The sequence below is a fragment of the Aromatoleum sp. genome (genome assembly GCF_036675785.1).
In the GTDB taxonomy this organism is placed as follows: Bacteria; Pseudomonadota; Gammaproteobacteria; order Burkholderiales; family Rhodocyclaceae; genus Aromatoleum.
The window spans coordinates 31336-48373 of the sequence record NZ_JAKFEF010000051.1; the positions used below are offsets into that span (position 1 = coordinate 31336).

Below are 17038 nucleotides of genomic sequence, written 5' to 3' on the forward strand. Positions count from 1 at the left end.
GCGAACATCGAGCGCGAACCACGGTCACGACGCGCGGCGCCATGCGTTTGTGTTCCTCCGCCCTCGCGTGGCACAGTACGCGGGAAACGCCCGGCGTTGACGACCTTTCCTGTCCGGTTCGGCGCCGGTTTTTCCGATTTCCTCCCGTTGCCGACCATTCATGACAAAACGCGCGATCCGCAGCCCGCAAACCAAGCTCTTCGTCCTCGACACGAACGTGCTGATGCACGATCCGACCAGCCTGTACCGCTTCGAGGAGCACGACCTCTTCGTGCCGATCATGACGCTCGAAGAGCTGGACGCCAACAAGAAGGGCACGTCCGAAGTCGCCCGCAACGCGCGACAGGCGAGCCGGATGATGGACGAGATCGTCAGCGCGAGCCCCGAGGACATCCACGCCGGCATCGCCCTGCGCGGACCGTCGCGCGAACTCGCCACCGGCAAGCTGTTCCTGCAAACCGAAGCGATCAACGTCGCCCTGCCCGCGGCGCTGCCGACCGCGAAGGGCGACAACCAGATCCTCGCGGTCGTGATGCATCTGGCCGAGCGCTTCCCGGAGCGCCCGGTGATCCTCGTGTCGAAGGACATCAACATGCGCATCAAGGCCCGCGCGCTGGGCCTCGACGCGCAGGACTACTTCAACGACAAGGTCCTCGAAGACACCGACCTGCTTTACAGCGGCTCGCGCGAGTTGCCACCCGACTTCTGGGACACGCACGGCAAGGGCATGGAGTCGTGGAAGGAGGAAGGCCGCACCTACTACCGGGTCAAGGGGCCCCTGGCGCCGAACCTGCTGGTCAACGAATTCCTGTATCAGGACGGCGAATCGTCGTTGCAGGCCTGGGTCAGGGAGCGCGACGGCGCGAGCGTGCTGATCGAGACGCTCATCGACTATGCGCATCCTCGCAACAACGTGTGGGGCATCACCGCGCGCAACCGCGAGCAGAACTTCGCGCTGAACCTGCTGTTGAACCCGGAGATTGACTTCGTCACGCTGCTCGGCCAGGCCGGCACCGGCAAGACGCTGCTGACGCTCGCCGCGGCGCTGACGCAGGTGCTCGAAGCGAAGCGTTATTCCGAAATCATCATGACGCGCGTGACGGTGCCGGTCGGCGAGGACATCGGCTTCCTGCCCGGCACCGAAGAGGAGAAGATGGCGCCGTGGATGGGCGCGCTCGAAGACAACCTCGACGTGTTGAACGGCACGACCGGCGAAGGCGGCGACTGGGGCCGCGCCGCGACGCGCGACCTGATCCGCAGCCGCATCAAGATCAAGAGCCTGAACTTCATGCGCGGGCGCACCTTCATCAACAAGTTCCTGATCATCGACGAGGCGCAGAACCTGACGCCGAAGCAGATGAAGACGCTGATCACGCGGGCCGGCCCCGGCACGAAAGTCGTCTGCCTCGGCAACATCGCACAGATCGACACGCCCTACCTCACCGAAGGCAGCTCCGGCCTGACCTTTGTCGTCGATCGGTTCAAGGACTGGCCGCACTCGGGCCACATCACGCTGCAGCGTGGCGAGCGCTCACGGCTCGCGGACCACGCCGCTGAAGTGCTCTGACGCGTGCGGCCGCCGCGTCAGTCGAGACGCAACAGCGCGACGACGCGCGGGCGGCTGACCGCGGCGAGCGCGGGCCCGATCGCCGCGAAGATGCCGTACCCGGACCGCTGCGCGAGCGTGCCGAACTCGCGGACGAATTCGGCCGCCCACAGCGTCTCGACCGCAATGTGCGGATCGTCGAAGCGTGCGCGCGCCGACGCGATCGCGTGGGCGACGACCGCCCGCGCACGCTGCACGACGTCGAGTGCGTTGACGACTTCGTGCAGCGCCGCGCGCAGATCTTCGAATGCGCGGACCGGCGTCGGCACCCGGATCGCGTCCGGGTCGGCGTCGAGCGCGACGCGGTTGAACTCTCCCGCCGGGAAGCGGCGCCCCTCACCGCGCACCGCGAAGCCGTCGCGAAGCTGCGGCCAGTCCGTCTCGCGTGCGCTGAATTTCGGCTCGCCGGCGGCGTCGCTCGCGACCCGCACGCCGACCGGCGTCAGCGCCGCGTCGAGGCGGCGGATCATCGCCTGCGGCGGCAGTTCCGGGTCGATGACGACCGGCAGGTCGCGCCGGCCGCCGACCGCAAACGTCAGGGTCTCGCGCGTGCCGGACACAAGCGCGGCGCGGTCGAGCCCGCGCACCGCAAAGCCCTGCCGGGCCTCGCCGGGCGCGACCAGCCGCAGGTGGCCGTCGAGGCTGCCCGAGGTCATCGCGTTGCGCTGCCGCACGAACTCGCCGAGCGCGTCGAGCGCGGGGCCCGCGGCCGGCTCGCTGCGTGAGAGCGCTCGGCTCAGCTCGCCCTTGACCGCGTGCAGCCGGCTCGCGAGCGCGTCGAGAAAATCGAGCGCCTGCTGCGCCCCCGCAACGCTGCGGTTGAGCTCGCCGTCTCGGGACGTCAGCTGCGCTGTCGTCGTAACGGCGGTGTCGCGCGCGACCCCCACCTCGTCCAGTCGAGCAATGTCGCCGGGAGGACGCGCAACATCGGCGACGGCGACGCCGGGGACGTGTCGCTCGAGCGCGGACGCGCCGGGGCGTAACGGAGGGATCTGCATGCCGCCGTCCCGCCGTCAGAGCACGTCGAACAGCGACAGCTTGCTGACCTGCGCGTACGCCTTCTGCGTCGCCTGCAGCGCCGCGGTGTAGCCGTTGAGCTTGACCGCGGCGTCGCCGTAGTCGAGCTGCCCGATGTCGAGCGCCGCGTGCTTGTTCGACAGGCTGACGTTCGCGTGGTTGGTCTCGAGCGTCTCGAGGATGTTCTGCGTGCCGCCGAGTCCTGCGATCTTCCCGAGCACGCTCGCAAGCCCGACATCGACGCCATCGAGTGCCGCGACGAGTTCGCCGCGCACTGCTGGGTCGTTCGGGTTGACGCCCGGCGTGCCGAGCGTCTCGGCGGCGCGGTCCAGTTGATTCAGCAGCGCGGCGATCTCGTCGAGGCTGACGTTCGCGGTCTGCGCGACGCCGTTGCCGACCATGACATTCTGCTCGCTGGTGTTGCCGGCGAACGCGTAGCGCGAACCGGCCGCCGCGGCGTCGTCACGCACAATCGTCTCGGTCGCGCTTGCGGTGCCGGAGAACAGATAGCGGCCCTCCTGATCCCTACTGTTCGCCGCGAAATGGATCCCTTCGACGAGCGTGCGCAGCGAGCCGGCCATCGCGCGCACGTCGTCCGACGTGTTGCCCCCGTCCGCGGCCCAGACGAGCAGGTCGCGCGCGGCGAGCATGTCCCGACTGATCCCGTCGAGCAGCGTCTCGTTCTGCGTGAGGCGCGCGCGCAGCGCGCCGATGTTGTCGCGGTACTGATCGAGCGCGGCCTCCTCGCGCGCGAGCCGCGCGAGCCGCACGCTGCCGATCGGGTCGTCGGACGGCACGCGCATGCGCTCGCCACTCGCCATCTTCTGCATCGTCGTCTCGAGCCGCGCGGCCGCCGTCTGCAGCGCGCTGTTCATCGTCGAATGGTACTGGGTGCTCGCGATCCGCACGGCCGCCTCCTCAGCGCATCATCGCGAGCGTGCTGTCGAACAGCTCGTTCGCGACCGCGATCACTTTCATGTTCGCCTGGTACATCTGCTGGAACTGCATGATCGCGATCGCCTCCTCGTCGCTATTGACGCCGCTCGTCGACTTCCAGCTCTCCTCGGCCTGGTCGCGCACCGTCTGCGCGGTCGCGAGCGCGGCCTGGTTCTGCTGGCTGTCCATCCCGAGCTTGCCGACGAGCTGCGTAACCGCGTCGCCGAACAGCACGGTACCAAGCGAAGTCAGGCCGACCGGCTGCGACTTCAGTTCGATCAGCGCGAGCAGGTTGCCACTGTCGCCCGGCAGCGCCGGATCGGTCGAGAACGCGAGATCCTCCGCGACGAGACCGTCCGCGACGCGCAGCAGCGCCGTCGTGCTCGTCGCGTCGAACTCGAACAGTGGCTGGCCGACCGCGCCGTCTAGCGCGTAGCCCGCCGCGAGCTGCGTGTTCGTGCGCACGGTCAGCGCTTCGGCCATGTCGGTGACCGACGCCATCAACGGCGTCAACACGCGCCGTTCGAAGTCGCCGAGGCCGCCAAGCTCGCCGCCGAGGTTCCCCGCCCCGAGCGTGAACGACTCCTTCGCGAACGCGAGCGCGAGCGTCTGCGAGCCGTCCGGCTCGCCCTGCAGCGCGAGCTTCGCGGCGATCGCCCCGACGACGAGCGGCTGCCCGCCGCGCAGCGACAGGCTGCGCGAGCCGTCGGGCTGCTCGACGACCTGGAGCGCGACGAGCTTCGCGAGCGCGTCGATCTTCTGGTCGCGCTCGTCGATGAGCCCTGACGGATTGATCCCGCTCGCACGCGTGACCGCGATCTCGCGGTTCAGCGTCGCGACCGCGGCGGTCAGGTTGTTGATGCCGTCGACAGTCGCAGCACGCTGCTGATAGACCGCGACGCGCTGGTTCGACAGCACCTGGTTCAGGCTGTTGAAGCGCTGCGCGAGCGCGTCGGCGGCGGTCAGCACCTGCTGGCGCAGCGGGCCCGACGACGGGTCGACGCTCGCCGCGTTGAGCGCGCCGAAGAACGCATCGAGGCCGCTGTTGAGGCTCGCTGCATCGTTGCCGACGACCTGCTCGAGCTGCGAAAGATAGGGCTGTACGGTCGCGCGCTCGCCGAGCGCGGACGCGCCCTGCCACATCTGCAGGCTCTTGTAGCCGTCCGAAAAACGCAGCAGCGCCGGCACCGCGACGCCGCTACCTGCATTCAGCGCGCCGGCCTGCTTCGCTGACACGGCCGCGAGCAGCGCGCCCTGACGGGTGTAACCCGGCGTCATCACGTTTGCGATATTCTGGCTCGCCGCGTTGAGCGCGGCCTGCGCCGCAAGCGCGCCGGAGAGTCCATTGACGATGAGTGCCATTCGAAGGCTCGGAAGTTGGGGGCCGGTCGTGGGACCGAAACAGAAAGGCGACCTAACGCTCGCCCGGCTTAAATCCCTGCGCCGGCTCGTTCGGCGAGGCCGGCGGCAGCATCTGGCGCACGATCGCATCGGCGATGCCGAACGCGCGCTGTCCGGCGAGCGCGTCGGCGACCGCCGTGTCGGCGACGTCGAGCATGTCGTCGTTGATCCGGTTCCGGTAGATGCTGTCCTCGGCCGAGAGCTCGCGCGTCGCGCTGCGCATCTGCCGCAGCATCTGCGCGATGAAGAAACTCTCGAACTGCTGCGCCGCGGCCTCGACCTTCTCGCGGTATGCGGAGTCGGCCGCCGGGCGGATCGCCGGGTCGTCGGCGTTCGGGCTCGACGGCGGCAACAGGCCGCGGATCGTCGCGTCGTTCATTCGCATCTCCTCGTCAGATGACGATCAGCTCGCCGTCGATCGCGCCGGCTTGGTCGAGCGCCTGCAGGATGGCCATCACGTCGTCCGGCGTCGCGCCGGTGCTGTTGATCGTGTCGATGATCGCCTGCAGGCTCGCGCCCTCCGGCCACTTGAACATCTGCGCCGCGTCCTGGCCCACCGCAACGCGCGACTCGGGCGTTACGACCGTCTCGCCGCGGCCGAACGGCGCCGGCTGGCTCACCTGCGGCGACTCCGAGATCACGACCTTCAGCGCACCATGCGAGATCGCCGCCGCGCGCACGCGCACGCCGTCGGCGATCACCACGGTGCCGGTACGCGAGTTGAACACGACTTTCGGCAACGCGTCGCCGATGTCGATCGGCAGCCGCTCGAGCATCGCCACGAACGCGACGCGCCGCGTCGGGTCGGCCGGGGCGGCGACCTCGACGCTCGTCGCGTCGCGCGTCGTCGCGACATCGCCGAACTTGCGGTTGATCGTATTGACGATGTTCGTCGCGGTCTGGAAATGCGGCCGCTTGAGGCTCAGGCGCACCATCGGCGCAGTGTCGAAGTCGGTCTCGATCTCACGCTCGACCGTCGCGCCATTCGGCACGCGGCCCGATGTCGCCGTGTTGACCGTCACGCTCGAGCCGCTCGCGCCCTGCGCGGACATGCCGCCGACGACGAGGTGACCCTGTGCGAGTGCGTAGATCTCACCGTCGGCCGCGCGCAGCGGCGTCAGCAGCAGCGTGCCCCCGCGCAAGCTCTTCGCGTCGCCGAGCGAGGATACCGCGATGTCGATCATCTGGCCCTTGCGGTAGCCCGGCGGAAACACCGCGCTGACCATCACGGTCGCGACGTTCTTGAGCTTCGTGCTGTTGCCTTCGGGCAGGCGCACGCCGAACTGCTTGAGCATGTTCGCGACCGACTGGCCGGAGAACTTGACCTGCGTGCTGTCGCCCGAGCCCTGCAGGCCGACGACGAGGCCGTAGCCGACGAGCTGATTCTCGCGCACACCCTCGACGTGGACGAGGCGGCCGAGCGCCTGCGCGGACTGCGCGGGCGGCGCGACCGCAAACAGCAGGCAGGCGAGGAAGAAGGTGACATTGCGGCGACTCATCGGAAGTCCCTCAGAAAGGCATCCACGGGCTGTTGAACAAGCGCGTCAGCCAGCCGGCGCTGTTCGCGTCGGCGAGCGCGCCACGGCCCGAATAGCCGATGCGCGCGTTCGCGACACGCTGCGACGACACGCGGTTGTCGGTGTCGATGTCGGCCGCGCGGACGTAGCCGCTCAAGTGGATGAACTCCTCGCCCTGGTTCAGCAGCAGGCTCTTCTCGCCTTCGACGCGCAGCAAGCCGTTTGGCAGCACTGCGTGGACGACGACGGTGATCGAGCCGCGCAGCGCGTTCTGCTGCGTCGCCGACGCCGCACCGGCAAACTCGCGCTCCCCGTCGAAGCTCGCGCCGATGTCGAACGTCTTGTTGCCGATCGCCGCCGGCGAGAGCGACACGCTGCTGTCCTTCGCGAACCGCGTGTCGGCCTTCTTCGTCGCCTGCGTCGTCTCCTGCAGCACGACGGTCAGCACGTCGCCGGGTCGGAACGCGCGCGCATCGGACGTCAGCGACCACGGCGCATCCGCTGCGAACACGCCGCCCGCCTGACCCTTCTTCGGCGCCAGCGGCATCGCGAGGCGCGGGTCCATGGCGGACGCCGGCGCGACGCCCGGCATCGTCGTATTGCACGCGGACAGCGTCAGCGCGGCGATCGCAGCGAGCAGTCTCACGGTCAGCGCACCGCCTGCGCGAGGTACTGCATCATGTTATCGGCAGCCGACAGCACCTTCGTGTTCATCTCGTAGGTGCGCTGCGCGGCGATCATGTCGACCATCTCCTCGACGACCTGCACGTTCGAGCCCTCGAGCGCGCCCTGCTTGAGCCGCCCGATCGCGTCCTCACCCGGGTTGCCTTCGGTCGGCGTGCCGCTCGCGGCGGTCTCGCGATACAGGTTGTCGCCGACCGCGAGCAGCCCGGCCGGATTCACGAAGCTCGCGAGCGTCAGCTGCCCGAGCTCGCTCGGCTCCGCCGCGCCGCCGAGCGTGACCGACACGACGCCGTTCTCGCCGATCGTCACCGACGTCGCGTTCGCCGGCACGGTGATCTCCGGCACGAGCGGCAGACCCTGCGCGGTCACGAGCCGACCATCGGCATCGACCTGCAGCTGTCCGGCGCGCGTATAGGCGATCTCGCCGTCGGGCTGCTGCACCTGCAGGAAGCCGGCGCCGACGATCGCGACATCCATCGCCTGCCCGGTCGTCTGCAGGTTTCCGGTCGTGAAGACCTTCTGCGTGCCGACGAGCCGCGTGCCGTTGCCGAGCTGCACGCCCGACGGCGACACCGTGTTGTCGTCGTTCTGGGTGCCGGGCTGGCGCTCGACTTGGTAGAACAGATCCTCGAAGACGACGCGGTCGCGCTTGAAGCCGACGGTATTGACGTTCGCGAGGTTGTTCGCGATTGCCTGAAGCTTCGCGTCCTGCGCCTGCACGCCGGTCTTGCTGATCCACAATGCGGGATTCATGGGTTTCCTTCCTCGTTCGCTTCGTGCACGGCGTCAGCCGCGCACGAGCCGGTTGCCCGCCTCGGCCATCGCGTCGGCCGCGCGGTAGAGCTTCATCTGGATTTCGAACTCGCGGTTCAGCGCCATCGTCGCGACCATCTCGCCGACCGCCGACACGTTGCTGCCTTCGAGGTGGCCGCTCCTGACGACAACCGCATCGTCCTCGGGGAGCTCGATGCCGTCGCGCGCGACGACGAGGCCCGTCTCGTTCTTCGTCAGCGTGGCGGCATCGCCGCTCACGAGATGCAGCCGGTCGACCGGCTGCATCTCCTCGCCGCCGGGCGGCTGGATCGAGATCGTCCCGTCCTCACCGATCGCGAGCCGCGCGAACGGCGGCAGCACGATGGGGCCGCCGTCGCCGAGCACCGGCCGGCCGTTGACCATCAGCATGCCGTCGGCGTCGAGCGTGAAAGCGCCGGCCCGCGTGTAGGCTTCGCCACCGGCCCACTCGACCGCGAAGTAGCCGTCGCCGACGATCGCGACGTCGAGCTCGCGGCCGGTCTGGCGCAGCGTGCCCTGCGCGTCCGATACCGCGTTCGCCTGCATCGCGGCGAGGTGGCGCGTGTCGTAACCGGCGCCGGCGACTGCGGTGCTCGTCGCGAGCTCGAGGTCGGTGCGGAAGCCGCCGGTCTCGAGGTTCGCGAGGTTGTTCGCGTGCACCTGCTGCGCGCGCAAGGCGCGCTCGGCGCCGCTCATGACGGTGTAGATCAGCGCGTCCATCGGCCGCTCCTTACAGCGCCTGCATCAGCGTCTGCACCATCTCGTTCTCGGTCGAGATGACTTTCGTGTTCGCCTGGTAATTGCGCTGCGCGGACATCAGCGTGACCAGCTCGGACGTCATGTCGACGTTCGACTGCTCGAGCGCGCCCGGCGTGAGCTTTCCGGCCATGCCGCTGCCCGGCGCGAAGTACAGCGCGTCGCCGGACGCGTTCGACACCGTCCAGCTCGTGTCGCTGGCCGGCACGAGCGCGTTCTCGCTCGGGAAGGTCGCGAGCGCGATCGTCGCGGCGCGCACCTTCTGGCCGTTGCTGTACTGCGCCATGACCGCGCCGTCCTCCGAGAGCTGCACGCCGATCAGCGTCCCGGACGCGTAGCCGTCGGCCGCGTTGACGGTCGTCGTCGCCTCGCCGGCGAACTGCGTCGTGCCGGTGTAATCGATCGCGACGGTCAGCGGATCCGCGCCGGCGGGCGTGCCGAGCGCGACCGGCACCGCGCCGACCGGCGACACGAGCTGGCCGTCGCTGCCGAACGCGAGCGTCGCCGTCGGCAGCGGTTGTCCCCCTGCGTCGACCGAAACGGGCGCGCCGTCGAAGCTGAGATAAACGTTCACCTCGTTCGTCGCGCCGCGCACGAAGTATTGCGTCACCGTGTGCTGCGCGCCGAGCGAGTCGTAGGCGACCGTGACCGTCGAGGCGTTGAACGACTGCGGAACGGTCGGATCGAACGCCGCGATCGCCGGCGCCGTCCAGTCCGCGGAGAGGTTGCCGACGTACTTGACGCTGCCGCTCGCACTCGCGGGGATCTGCCCGGTCGGCACGGTGATGTCGCCCATCGCGCCGAGCGCGCCGGCCTGGGCTGCCGCGTAGCCCTGCACCTTGCGGCCGAAGCCGTCGACGACGAAGCCTTCCTTGTCGACCGCGAAGATGCCGACGCGCGTGAAGAGTGTGGCGCCGGAGCTGTCGCGCGTGACGAAGAAGCCGCGCCCCTGAATCGCGGCGTCGAGCCCGCGCCCCGTTGTCACGACGCCGCCGCCGATGTCGATGCTCTGCGTCAGCGAGCCGACTTCGGTGCCGGTGGGCTGCGCACCCGCGTACATCGACGCGAAGTTCGCGCGGCTCGACTTGAAGCCGTACGTGCCGGTGTTCGCGATGTTGTTGCTGATCGTGTCCAGCTGCGAGTTGATCGCATTGATGCCGGACAGGGCGATTTCAAAACTCATGAAGGTTTCCTTTTCAGCTGGATTGTTCGGATTTGCGGCCGTTGAAGCCGGTGATCTGCGATGCGGGCACCGCGCCGAGGCCGCCGACGTCGAGCGCGACGCCCCCGTTCGGCGACACCTTCACACTGCGCAGCTCGCCGAAGACGTCGATCTGTGGCGCGTCGCCGCCGTCGGTCTCGACGCGCATCGCATACGCGCCCGGTGGCACGCGTCCGGGCTCGATCGCGAATGCGACTTCCCCGGCGCCGTGCGTGCCGAGCTCGATGCGGTGCTCCGGGCCACCGGGGCTCTGCAGCACGAGCGTCACGCGCGCGGCGCCCGACTCCAGCATGACGCGGCCTTCAATGCGCTCCGCGCCGACGGCGACACCGCCGCTGCGCACCGCGATGCGCGAGCCGACCTGCGCGCCGAGCGCGGTCAACTGCAGGCTCTCGAGCATCGACGCGCTCGCGTTGCCGTGCGCGACGAGCTTCTGCAGCGCCTCCATCTGCGACAACTGCGTGAGCTGGCCGACGAATTCGCTCGGATCGGTCGGCTCAAGCGGGTTCTGGTTGCGGATCTGCGCAACCAGAAGCGTCGTGAAGAGCTCCGACGGCGTGCCGTTTGCGACGTTCGCCGCGACCGCGGCGGCCGGTGCGGGGCCGGCCTGCCCCTGCGTGTTCAGGTTCGTCTGCATCACGCTCAATCCTGACCGAGCCGCAGCAGCGCCTGCTGCATCGCGCGCGTCCGGCCGAGCACCTCGACGCTCGTCTCGAAGGCACGCGATGCAGCCATCATGTCGGTCATCTCCGCGACGGAATTGACGTTCGGATAGAACACGATGCCCTCCTCGTTCGCCAGCGGGTTGTCGGGCTCGTACGCGCGGCGCAGCGGCTCGGTGCTCTCGACGACATCGAGCACCTGCACGCGTGCGCCGCCGCCCGACTCCTCGAATGCGACGGTCTCGTAGACCGACGCGAACACCGGCTTCCTCGCGCGGTACGCTTCGACCTCGCTGCCGGCGGCCGTCTGCGCATTCGCGAGGTTGCTTGCGACCGTATTGAGGCGCACGGTCTGCGCCGCCATCGCCGAGCCGGCGATCTCCGCTATGTTCCGAAATCCCATTTTCATTACCCCTCGATCGCCTTCGCGAGGCCCTTGAGCTTCATGTTCAGAAAGGTCAAACTCGTCTGGAAATCGGACGCGTTCTGCGAAAATGCCGCCTGCTCGACGCCGATCTCGACGGTGTTGCCGTCCTGCGATGGGTTGTGCGGCACGCGGTACAGCCGGTCCGCGCCGGTGTCGAGCAGGAGCCCGTCACTCGCGTCGCCCCCGGCCGCGACGCGCCGCAGCGTCGCCGCGAAGTCGATGTCGCGCGCCTGGTAGCCAGGCGTGCTGTCGTTCGCGATGTTCGACGCGAGAACCTTCGTGCGCTCGGCGCGCAGTTTCAGCGCGTCCGCGTGTATCCCGAGCGCCTTGTCGAAATTGATTGCCATGCCCTCACCTTCCAGATTGTTCGGATTCCTGTTCGCGCTCGCTACGCTCGGCACGCCGGCGCAGGCGGCCGACGACGACGCGCTCGAACGCGCCGCGCGTGCGCACCTGCTCGACGCTGCGACCACGGCCGGTCTCGACGACCTCGAGCTCGCGCTGCGCGTCGTCCGCGCCGACGCGCCCGTGTGTGACGGGCCGCTCGAGATCGAGCCGCTCGACACGCGGCATCTGACCCGCATGAAGTTCGCGGCGCGCTGCGCGTCCGCGCCGGACCGCCGCGAAGAATTCGTCGTGCGCGCCGAACTTGCCGCTCGCGTCGTCGTCGCGACCGCGCGCGTGCCCGCCGGACAACCGATCGGCGCGGGCGAAGTCGCGCTCGCGCGGCACGCGCTGCGCGCGCTCGACGCGGCGACCTCGGACCTCGACGCCGTGGTAGGCAAGTCGAGCCGGCGGGCGCTGCGCGCCGGGCAGGTCGTCGAGCCGCGCTCGCTCGCCGAGCCGCTGCTCGTGCGCCGCGGTGCGGAAGTCAGCATCGTCGCGAAGAACGGCACGGTGCTCGTGACGACGGGCGGCGAGGCGCTCGCGAGCGGCCGCGACGGCGACGTCATCGACGTGCGCAACGCGCGGACCGGCCGCGTCATCCGCGCGCGCGTGACCGCGCGCGACACCGTCGAACCCGCGGAGCTTGCGACCGACGTCATGCCTCATTTCCCCCGCTGAAGGCTCGCCGCGATGCGCGCGAGCTTGTCGGCGTAGTCCGGATCGGTCGCGTAGCCGCCACGCGCGAGCGCCTCGGCATATGCGACCGCGTCGTCGCCCGCGCCGAGCGCGTCGCGGTAGCGGGGGTTGTCGAGCAGCAGCTGCGTGAAGTCGCGAAACGCACTCCCGTGGTCCGGGTAGCTGCGAAAGCGCTCGCTGCGCCGCGCCGCGCCGCCGTCGTCGAACTCGGTCGTAACCGCCTCGGCGACCGCGCCGCGCCACTGTGCACCGGCCTTGATGCCGAAGAGGTTGTGCGAGTCCGCACCGTCGCCCCCGCGCACCGGCCGCTGCCCCCATCCCGACTCGAGCGCGGCCTGCGCGGCGACGAGCTCGGGCGCGACGCCGAGCCGCGACGCGGCCTCGTTCGCCCACGGCGCGATCGCTGCGAGGAACGCGTCGCGCTTCGCGTCACCGGTCGGCGCGCCGATCCCCGCGGCCGTCGCGCGTGACCCGGTCGGACGATCGGCGCGGTCGACAGGGTCGAGGCCGAGCATGCGCACCGCGGCGGCGGTCGATGGAGCCGCATCCTCGGGCAGTTGCGCCGGCGCACGCGCGCGCATCCGCCACGCTTGGCCGGACGCGCTCAGCCCGAGATCGGGCGAACCGTACTCGATGAACTCGGTCACTTCGCCGCTCACGTCATGCAGCAGCGCCGAAAAACCGCGGCCGACGCCCGGCAGCACCGGCGAGGCGATGCGCTCGGGTTGGGCCGGCGCGGGCGCCGCGAGGGATGCGAACTCAGGCCGGAGCATAGGTCTCGGCCTCGCCGTCGAGCACGCGCCGCATGATCTCGTGCTGGTCCATCAACAGTCGGCAGTTGCGCTCGTTGAGCTCCCTGCACTCGCGCACGCGCAGTTCGAGCTCGCGCCACGACGACTCGGCGTACTCGCGCGCGGGCGCCGGCATCAGCGCGAACACCGCGTCCGGCTTCTCGACGGCGCGTCCGACGAGGCGCGCCGCAAGCCCCACGCGCTCGGCGCGCCGCGCGTGCATCGTCGAGGCGAGCGCCGTGATCCGGTCGCCGACGCCGGCAATCCGCGCGCTATCGTGGCGCAGCGCCGCGTCGAACTGCGCATCGAGCAGCTCGCGCAGTGCACGGTAGGCGGCGACGTCGGCGACGACGCCCGCGAGGATCGCATCGAGCGCGTCCTTGCGCGTCATCCACGACCCCCGTGATGGCGCTCGATCAGGCCGGCGAGCTTCGCTGCATCGAACGCGATCTCGCCACGCGCGAGCGCGTCGCGCAGCGCGGCGACTTTTGCATGATCGATCGCGGGCAGCTCACGCAGCGCGTCGAGCGCCGGTTGCAGCACCGCCGACTGCAGCGCGCCGCTCGCGCCCGCTCCCGCCTGGGCCGCAGCGGGCGCGTCGGTGGGCGCCGCCTTCGTGGTCGGCGCGACCGCCGGCAGTTCGCTGCCGTACGTTCCGGTGATCTTCATCCTTTCGCCCCTTGCTCTCGTTCTCATCTGTTTGCGCGCCCCGCTATTGCCGGTCGAGGCCGACCCCGACCGCGCGCAGCTTGCCGCGGAGCCATTCGATCGCGCCACGATCGGGCAGCGCCGAGTCGACGACGCCCTCGATCAGCGGCACGGTCTCGCCCGGCGTGCCGAACATCTCGGCGACGATCGCCGCCTGACCGCTCGTCAGGATCAACATCTCGATGCGCCGGTTCTTCGACGCGGCGGTGTCGCCCGCATCGAGCGGGCCGCGGTCCGCCATGCCGACGACCTGCAGCACGCTGCTCGGCGGCATGCCGCCGAGCATCAGCTGCGTGCGCGCGGCCATCGCTCGATTCGACGACAGCGTCCAGTTCGAGTACGCCGCGCGGTCGCCACCGGCGTACTGCAGCGAGTCGGTATGCCCGACGACGAGCAGCTGGTTGTCGATCTGCGCGAACAGCGGACCCATGTCGCGCAGCAGCCGCGCGAAATGCTGGGTCGGCTCGGCGCTGCCGCGCTCGAACATCCCCCGGCCGTCGGTGTCATGCACCATCACGCGCAGCCCGTACGGCGTGACGATCGTCTGCATGTTCGCGGCGAGCCCGGCCTTCTCGCTGAGATAGGCGATCACGCGCGCGAGCTCGCCCATGTCGGCCGCGGTCTCGTAGCGCGTCTTCGCGAGCCGCGCGCCGTTCTGGTCCGGGACGACGAGCTCGCTGCTATTTGCCGGCGTCTTGCGCGCCGCAAGCGTGTCGCCGTGGCTCGGCATCGGCTCGCGCGAGATCAGACTGCCGCGTGGCCCGCCCATGCGCTCGGGCATCTTGCCCGCGCCTTCGTGCACCATGTTCCCGCCGGCGTCACGCAGCGAATGCTGCAGCTCCTCCTTGTCGCGGGCGGCGAGCACCCACAGCACTAGGAACAGGCACATCAGCGCGAGGCAGAAGTCGGCGAACGCGACCTTCCAGCTGCCGCCTTGGTCGTCCTGGTCGTGCTTGCGCGATACGCGCTTGACGACGGCGTCGTGGTCCTTCGCGTTCTTGCCGAGTGCCGATGCCATGGCGTCACGCCCCCTGCTGCTGCAGCGCGTCGATCCACGCCTCGAGCTGCGCGAAACTCGGCTTGATGTTGAGCTGCACCAGACGGCGGCCGGCGTCGATCGCGAGCAGCGCGGGCTTGCCGGAGACGTGCGTGACGATGACGACCTTGACGCATTCCAGGTTCGACATCTCCTGCTTGACGATCTGCTTCATGACGTTGCTGATCGGGTCGAGCACGCCGTAGCAGAAGAAGATGCCGATGAACGTGCCGATCATCGCCGCGGCGACCTTGGACGCAATATCCGCGGCCCCGATGCCGTCGCCGACCGAGTTCATCGCCATGACGATGCCGAGCACCGCGGCGAGGATGCCGAAGCCGGGCATCGCCTCGGCGATCCGGTGCAGCGAGCGCGAAGGCTGATTGAGCTCTTCGTGAATCGCTTCGAGCTCCTGCTCGAGCACGCCTTCGAGCTCGTGCCCACTGATCTTGCCCATCGCCATCAGGCGGAAGTTGTCGACGATGAATGCGAGCAGCTTCGGCTCGTCGAGCACGAACGGATAACGCTGGAACAGCGGGCTGGCGTGCGGCTCCTCGACGTGCGAGTCGAGCGCCTTGAGGCCGCCGCCGGCGGTGCGCAGGAGCTCGTACATCAACAGCAGCAGCTGGCGCTGGAACTCCGAGCTCTGGCGCTTGCGCAGTACGACCTTGCGAAGCTGGATCACCATCTCGTTCAACACGTGGCGCGGGTTGCCGAGCACGATCGCCCCGAGGCCCGCGCCGGCGATGATCATCAGCTCGACCGGCTCCCAGATGACTTCGAAGGTGCCGCCCATCAGCATGAAGCCGCCGAACACGCAGCCGAGAACGATCGCAATACCGAGGATTTGTTGCATGCTCCGGGTCCTTCAGGCGTTCCGCAGGAGCGCGTTCATCTTGCGCAGCGCTCCCTTGTTGATCTGGCACACGCGCGCCTCGGTGAGTCCGAGGACGGCCGCGATCTCGGCTAGGCTCAGCTCGAACTCGTAGTACAGCTGCACGACGCGCTGCTCGCGTTCGTCGAGCGCGACGAGCGCCTGCTCGATCGTGCGCCGGCGCACGAACAGCGTTTCGGGCGTCGGCGTGTCGGACGCGATGTTGCCGATCTCCTGCACGAGCTCGTCGAAGCTCGCGAGCAACTCGGCGTTCTCGGCGAGCTGGTACGCCTGGTACGCCTCCGCGCTCATGCCGAGCGCCTGCATGATCTCGGCCTCGGCCGGTTCGCGCCCGAGCCGGCGCGTGAGCTCGCGCACCGCGTCGCGATTCCTGTGGCTTTGCTGGCGCACCGCGCGCGGACGCCAGTCCTGGCGGCGCAGCTCGTCGAGGATCGCGCCGCGCACGCGCGTCGCCGCGTACGCGCCGAAGCGCTCGTCGGGCACGCCGTAGCGGCGCAGCGCGTCGAGCAGGCCGACGAGGCCGATCTGCTCCATGTCCTCGCGGTCGATCGCGCCGCCGCACTGCGCCCCGAGCTGGCGCACGATCCGCTTGACGAGCGGCACGTACGCGAGCAGGTGGCGCTGCTCGTCGGCCGCGTGCAGCCCGATTGCCGCTTGCTGGACTTCGGCGTAGCCCGTCTGCAGATCCATGATCACTCGATGATCAACTTGCCGATCATCGCCTCGGCGAACGGCATCGATGCGCGTTCGGCCGCGTAGCTCGCGACGTACGCAGCGTTGATGTCGGCGGCGAACTGCTCGACGGACATCAGCGTCGCCTTCTCCATGGTGTAGGCCGACATCACCTTCACCGCGATGGTGCGCAGCAGCGGCAGGTGCTGGCGGACGAGCTTCTCGTGCTCGATTGGCGTCTTGAACACAAGGTCCATCGCCATGTAGTGCGACAGCGGCTCACCGGCGCTGCCGCGCAGCATGACGACGACCTTCTCGAGATCCAGGTACTTGTACTCGTGCGCGTCACGCACCGGCTCCTCGGCCCCCTCGGCCGACAGCGCCGGCACGGACGACTTCAGCAGCCACCATGCGCCGCCCGCGCCGGCCGCGGCCATCAGCAGCGCGCCCGCGAGCACCACGGCGATTCGTTTCGCCTTCTTCATATCCCCTTACTCCCGATCCGAATCCAGTGCGAAGGTGCGCGTCGCGTCGTCGCCGAGCGCGCGCCCAGGCTCGCGCTCCGCCTCGTCGCCGCGCTGGCGTCGCGCTCGCCCGCCGCCGTCCTGCGAGGCGTCGAACACCGCGACCGAGACGTCGCCGAAGTGACGCTGCACGAGGTCCTGACGCAGCGTCTCGCCGATGCCCTGCAGCTGACGCAGCACCTCGCCGTGCGTCGCGGTCAAGTGCACCTGCAGCGATCCGCCGTCGTGACGGATCACGATCTCGATGCGACCCATCATTGGCGGGTCGAGCCGGATCACCGCGCGCTCGCCACCACGGCCGAGTTCGAC

At 69.4% G+C, this 17038-nt stretch carries 22 protein-coding genes; 2 read left to right on the plus strand and 20 right to left on the minus strand.

The window, feature by feature from the left end:
- Positions 1 to 160 precede the first annotated feature (160 nt).
- A complete protein-coding gene (locus V6M37_RS10870; RefSeq protein WP_332673134.1) occupies positions 161 to 1567 on the plus strand; it encodes a PhoH family protein in 1407 nt (468 codons plus the stop codon).
- 17 nt (positions 1568 to 1584) lie between these two features.
- Here the strand turns inward: V6M37_RS10870 and V6M37_RS10875 are convergent, their stop codons facing one another.
- The 12 genes from V6M37_RS10875 to flgB are packed head-to-tail and all read right to left on the minus strand — an operon-like array spanning position 1585 to position 11367.
- Complete coding sequence (locus V6M37_RS10875) at positions 1585 to 2604, minus strand: hypothetical protein (protein WP_332673135.1); 1020 nt, start codon at positions 2602 to 2604, stop codon at positions 1585 to 1587.
- A gap of 15 nt (positions 2605 to 2619) precedes the next feature.
- On the minus strand, positions 2620 to 3531 hold the full coding sequence (locus V6M37_RS10880) for a flagellin N-terminal helical domain-containing protein (protein WP_332673137.1): 912 nt from the start codon (positions 3529 to 3531) through the stop codon (positions 2620 to 2622).
- 10 nt (positions 3532 to 3541) lie between these two features.
- Positions 3542 to 4921: a flagellar hook-associated protein FlgK gene (gene flgK / locus V6M37_RS10885; RefSeq protein WP_332673139.1), complete on the minus strand. Its 1380-nt coding sequence runs from the start codon at positions 4919 to 4921 to the stop codon at positions 3542 to 3544.
- Between the two features lie 52 nt (positions 4922 to 4973).
- Entirely contained in the window at positions 4974 to 5339 is a 366-nt protein-coding gene (locus tag V6M37_RS10890) for a hypothetical protein (protein ID WP_332673141.1), read from the minus strand.
- Positions 5340 to 5352: 13 nt separating this feature from the next.
- Complete coding sequence (locus V6M37_RS10895) at positions 5353 to 6459, minus strand: flagellar basal body P-ring protein FlgI (protein WP_332673143.1); 1107 nt, start codon at positions 6457 to 6459, stop codon at positions 5353 to 5355.
- Between the two features lie 10 nt (positions 6460 to 6469).
- Positions 6470 to 7123, minus strand: coding sequence for a flagellar basal body L-ring protein FlgH (gene flgH / locus V6M37_RS10900; protein WP_332673145.1), 654 nt, complete (start codon positions 7121 to 7123; stop codon positions 6470 to 6472).
- 2 nt (positions 7124 to 7125) lie between these two features.
- A complete protein-coding gene (gene flgG / locus V6M37_RS10905; RefSeq protein ID WP_332673147.1) occupies positions 7126 to 7914 on the minus strand; it encodes a flagellar basal-body rod protein FlgG in 789 nt (262 codons plus the stop codon).
- A gap of 33 nt (positions 7915 to 7947) precedes the next feature.
- On the minus strand, positions 7948 to 8673 hold the full coding sequence (locus V6M37_RS10910) for a flagellar basal body rod protein FlgF (protein ID WP_332673149.1): 726 nt from the start codon (positions 8671 to 8673) through the stop codon (positions 7948 to 7950).
- Positions 8674 to 8683: 10 nt separating this feature from the next.
- On the minus strand, positions 8684 to 9892 hold the full coding sequence (locus V6M37_RS10915; RefSeq protein WP_332673151.1) for a flagellar hook protein FlgE: 1209 nt from the start codon (positions 9890 to 9892) through the stop codon (positions 8684 to 8686).
- Positions 9893 to 9905: 13 nt separating this feature from the next.
- On the minus strand, positions 9906 to 10568 hold the full coding sequence (locus V6M37_RS10920; protein WP_332673153.1) for a flagellar hook capping FlgD N-terminal domain-containing protein: 663 nt from the start codon (positions 10566 to 10568) through the stop codon (positions 9906 to 9908).
- A gap of 5 nt (positions 10569 to 10573) precedes the next feature.
- Positions 10574 to 11002, minus strand: a complete 429-nt coding sequence (gene flgC, locus V6M37_RS10925; protein ID WP_332673156.1) for a flagellar basal body rod protein FlgC — start codon at positions 11000 to 11002, stop codon at positions 10574 to 10576.
- The gene (flgB, locus tag V6M37_RS10930; protein WP_332673158.1) at positions 11002 to 11367 is read right to left on the minus strand and encodes a flagellar basal body rod protein FlgB; all 366 of its coding nucleotides are present in this window, start codon (positions 11365 to 11367) and stop codon (positions 11002 to 11004) included. The genes flgC and flgB overlap by 1 nt, the downstream gene beginning before the upstream one ends.
- Between flgB and flgA the strand changes: the two genes are divergently transcribed.
- The gene (gene flgA / locus V6M37_RS10935; protein ID WP_332673160.1) at positions 11366 to 12085 is read left to right on the plus strand and encodes a flagellar basal body P-ring formation chaperone FlgA; all 720 of its coding nucleotides are present in this window, start codon (positions 11366 to 11368) and stop codon (positions 12083 to 12085) included. The two genes, flgB and flgA, sit on opposite strands and share 2 nt — an antisense overlap.
- Here the strand turns inward: flgA and V6M37_RS10940 are convergent.
- The 8 genes from V6M37_RS10940 to V6M37_RS10975 all read right to left on the minus strand — a co-directional run.
- Positions 12070 to 12876, minus strand: coding sequence for a glucosaminidase domain-containing protein (locus V6M37_RS10940; protein ID WP_332673162.1), 807 nt, complete (start codon positions 12874 to 12876; stop codon positions 12070 to 12072). The two genes, flgA and V6M37_RS10940, sit on opposite strands and share 16 nt — an antisense overlap.
- A complete protein-coding gene (gene flgN, locus V6M37_RS10945; protein WP_332673164.1) occupies positions 12863 to 13285 on the minus strand; it encodes a flagellar export chaperone FlgN in 423 nt (140 codons plus the stop codon). The genes V6M37_RS10940 and flgN overlap by 14 nt, the downstream gene beginning before the upstream one ends.
- Positions 13282 to 13563 (minus strand): flagellar biosynthesis anti-sigma factor FlgM, encoded by a 282-nt coding sequence (gene flgM / locus V6M37_RS10950; RefSeq protein WP_332673166.1) that lies wholly within the window; start codon positions 13561 to 13563, stop codon positions 13282 to 13284. Before flgM ends, flgN begins: the two co-directional genes overlap by 4 nt.
- A gap of 43 nt (positions 13564 to 13606) precedes the next feature.
- Positions 13607 to 14620, minus strand: coding sequence for a flagellar motor protein MotB (locus V6M37_RS10955; protein ID WP_332673167.1), 1014 nt, complete (start codon positions 14618 to 14620; stop codon positions 13607 to 13609).
- Positions 14621 to 14624: 4 nt separating this feature from the next.
- A complete protein-coding gene (motA, locus tag V6M37_RS10960) occupies positions 14625 to 15494 on the minus strand; it encodes a flagellar motor stator protein MotA (RefSeq protein WP_332673169.1) in 870 nt (289 codons plus the stop codon).
- Between the two features lie 12 nt (positions 15495 to 15506).
- The gene (locus tag V6M37_RS10965; RefSeq protein WP_332673171.1) at positions 15507 to 16223 is read right to left on the minus strand and encodes a FliA/WhiG family RNA polymerase sigma factor; all 717 of its coding nucleotides are present in this window, start codon (positions 16221 to 16223) and stop codon (positions 15507 to 15509) included.
- Between the two features lie 2 nt (positions 16224 to 16225).
- Positions 16226 to 16690 carry a hypothetical protein gene (locus V6M37_RS10970; RefSeq protein ID WP_332673173.1) on the minus strand — a complete coding sequence of 155 codons (465 nt, stop codon included), beginning with the start codon at positions 16688 to 16690 and terminating at the stop codon, positions 16226 to 16228.
- 6 nt (positions 16691 to 16696) lie between these two features.
- The coding region (locus tag V6M37_RS10975) for a flagellar hook-length control protein FliK (RefSeq protein ID WP_332673174.1) at positions 16697 to 17038 on the minus strand (342 nt) is incomplete at its 5' end.

What these genes read in the sequence shown, in the direction of transcription:
- motA (WP_332673169.1), bottom strand. Translation starts at nt 15,494, where the DNA reads ATGCAACAAATCCTCGGTATTGCGATCGTTCTCGGCTGCGTGTTCGGC.
- V6M37_RS10955 (WP_332673167.1), bottom strand. Translation starts at nt 14,620, where the DNA reads ATGGCATCGGCACTCGGCAAGAACGCGAAGGACCACGACGCCGTCGTC.
- V6M37_RS10895 (WP_332673143.1), bottom strand. Translation starts at nt 6,459, where the DNA reads ATGAGTCGCCGCAATGTCACCTTCTTCCTCGCCTGCCTGCTGTTTGCG.
- V6M37_RS10970 (WP_332673173.1), bottom strand. Translation starts at nt 16,690, where the DNA reads ATGAAGAAGGCGAAACGAATCGCCGTGGTGCTCGCGGGCGCGCTGCTG.
- V6M37_RS10915 (WP_332673151.1), bottom strand. Translation starts at nt 9,892, where the DNA reads ATGAGTTTTGAAATCGCCCTGTCCGGCATCAATGCGATCAACTCGCAG.
- flgN (WP_332673164.1), bottom strand. Translation starts at nt 13,285, where the DNA reads ATGACGCGCAAGGACGCGCTCGATGCGATCCTCGCGGGCGTCGTCGCC.
- flgA (WP_332673160.1), top strand. Translation starts at nt 11,366, where the DNA reads ATGCCCTCACCTTCCAGATTGTTCGGATTCCTGTTCGCGCTCGCTACG.
- flgG (WP_332673147.1), bottom strand. Translation starts at nt 7,914, where the DNA reads ATGAATCCCGCATTGTGGATCAGCAAGACCGGCGTGCAGGCGCAGGAC.
- V6M37_RS10875 (WP_332673135.1), bottom strand. Translation starts at nt 2,604, where the DNA reads ATGCAGATCCCTCCGTTACGCCCCGGCGCGTCCGCGCTCGAGCGACAC.
- V6M37_RS10940 (WP_332673162.1), bottom strand. Translation starts at nt 12,876, where the DNA reads ATGCTCCGGCCTGAGTTCGCATCCCTCGCGGCGCCCGCGCCGGCCCAA.
- flgC (WP_332673156.1), bottom strand. Translation starts at nt 11,002, where the DNA reads ATGAAAATGGGATTTCGGAACATAGCGGAGATCGCCGGCTCGGCGATG.
- flgM (WP_332673166.1), bottom strand. Translation starts at nt 13,563, where the DNA reads ATGAAGATCACCGGAACGTACGGCAGCGAACTGCCGGCGGTCGCGCCG.
- flgK (WP_332673139.1), bottom strand. Translation starts at nt 4,921, where the DNA reads ATGGCACTCATCGTCAATGGACTCTCCGGCGCGCTTGCGGCGCAGGCC.
- V6M37_RS10910 (WP_332673149.1), bottom strand. Translation starts at nt 8,673, where the DNA reads ATGGACGCGCTGATCTACACCGTCATGAGCGGCGCCGAGCGCGCCTTG.
- V6M37_RS10920 (WP_332673153.1), bottom strand. Translation starts at nt 10,568, where the DNA reads ATGCAGACGAACCTGAACACGCAGGGGCAGGCCGGCCCCGCACCGGCC.
- flgB (WP_332673158.1), bottom strand. Translation starts at nt 11,367, where the DNA reads ATGGCAATCAATTTCGACAAGGCGCTCGGGATACACGCGGACGCGCTG.
- V6M37_RS10965 (WP_332673171.1), bottom strand. Translation starts at nt 16,223, where the DNA reads ATGGATCTGCAGACGGGCTACGCCGAAGTCCAGCAAGCGGCAATCGGG.
- V6M37_RS10870 (WP_332673134.1), top strand. Translation starts at nt 161, where the DNA reads ATGACAAAACGCGCGATCCGCAGCCCGCAAACCAAGCTCTTCGTCCTC.
- V6M37_RS10890 (WP_332673141.1), bottom strand. Translation starts at nt 5,339, where the DNA reads ATGAACGACGCGACGATCCGCGGCCTGTTGCCGCCGTCGAGCCCGAAC.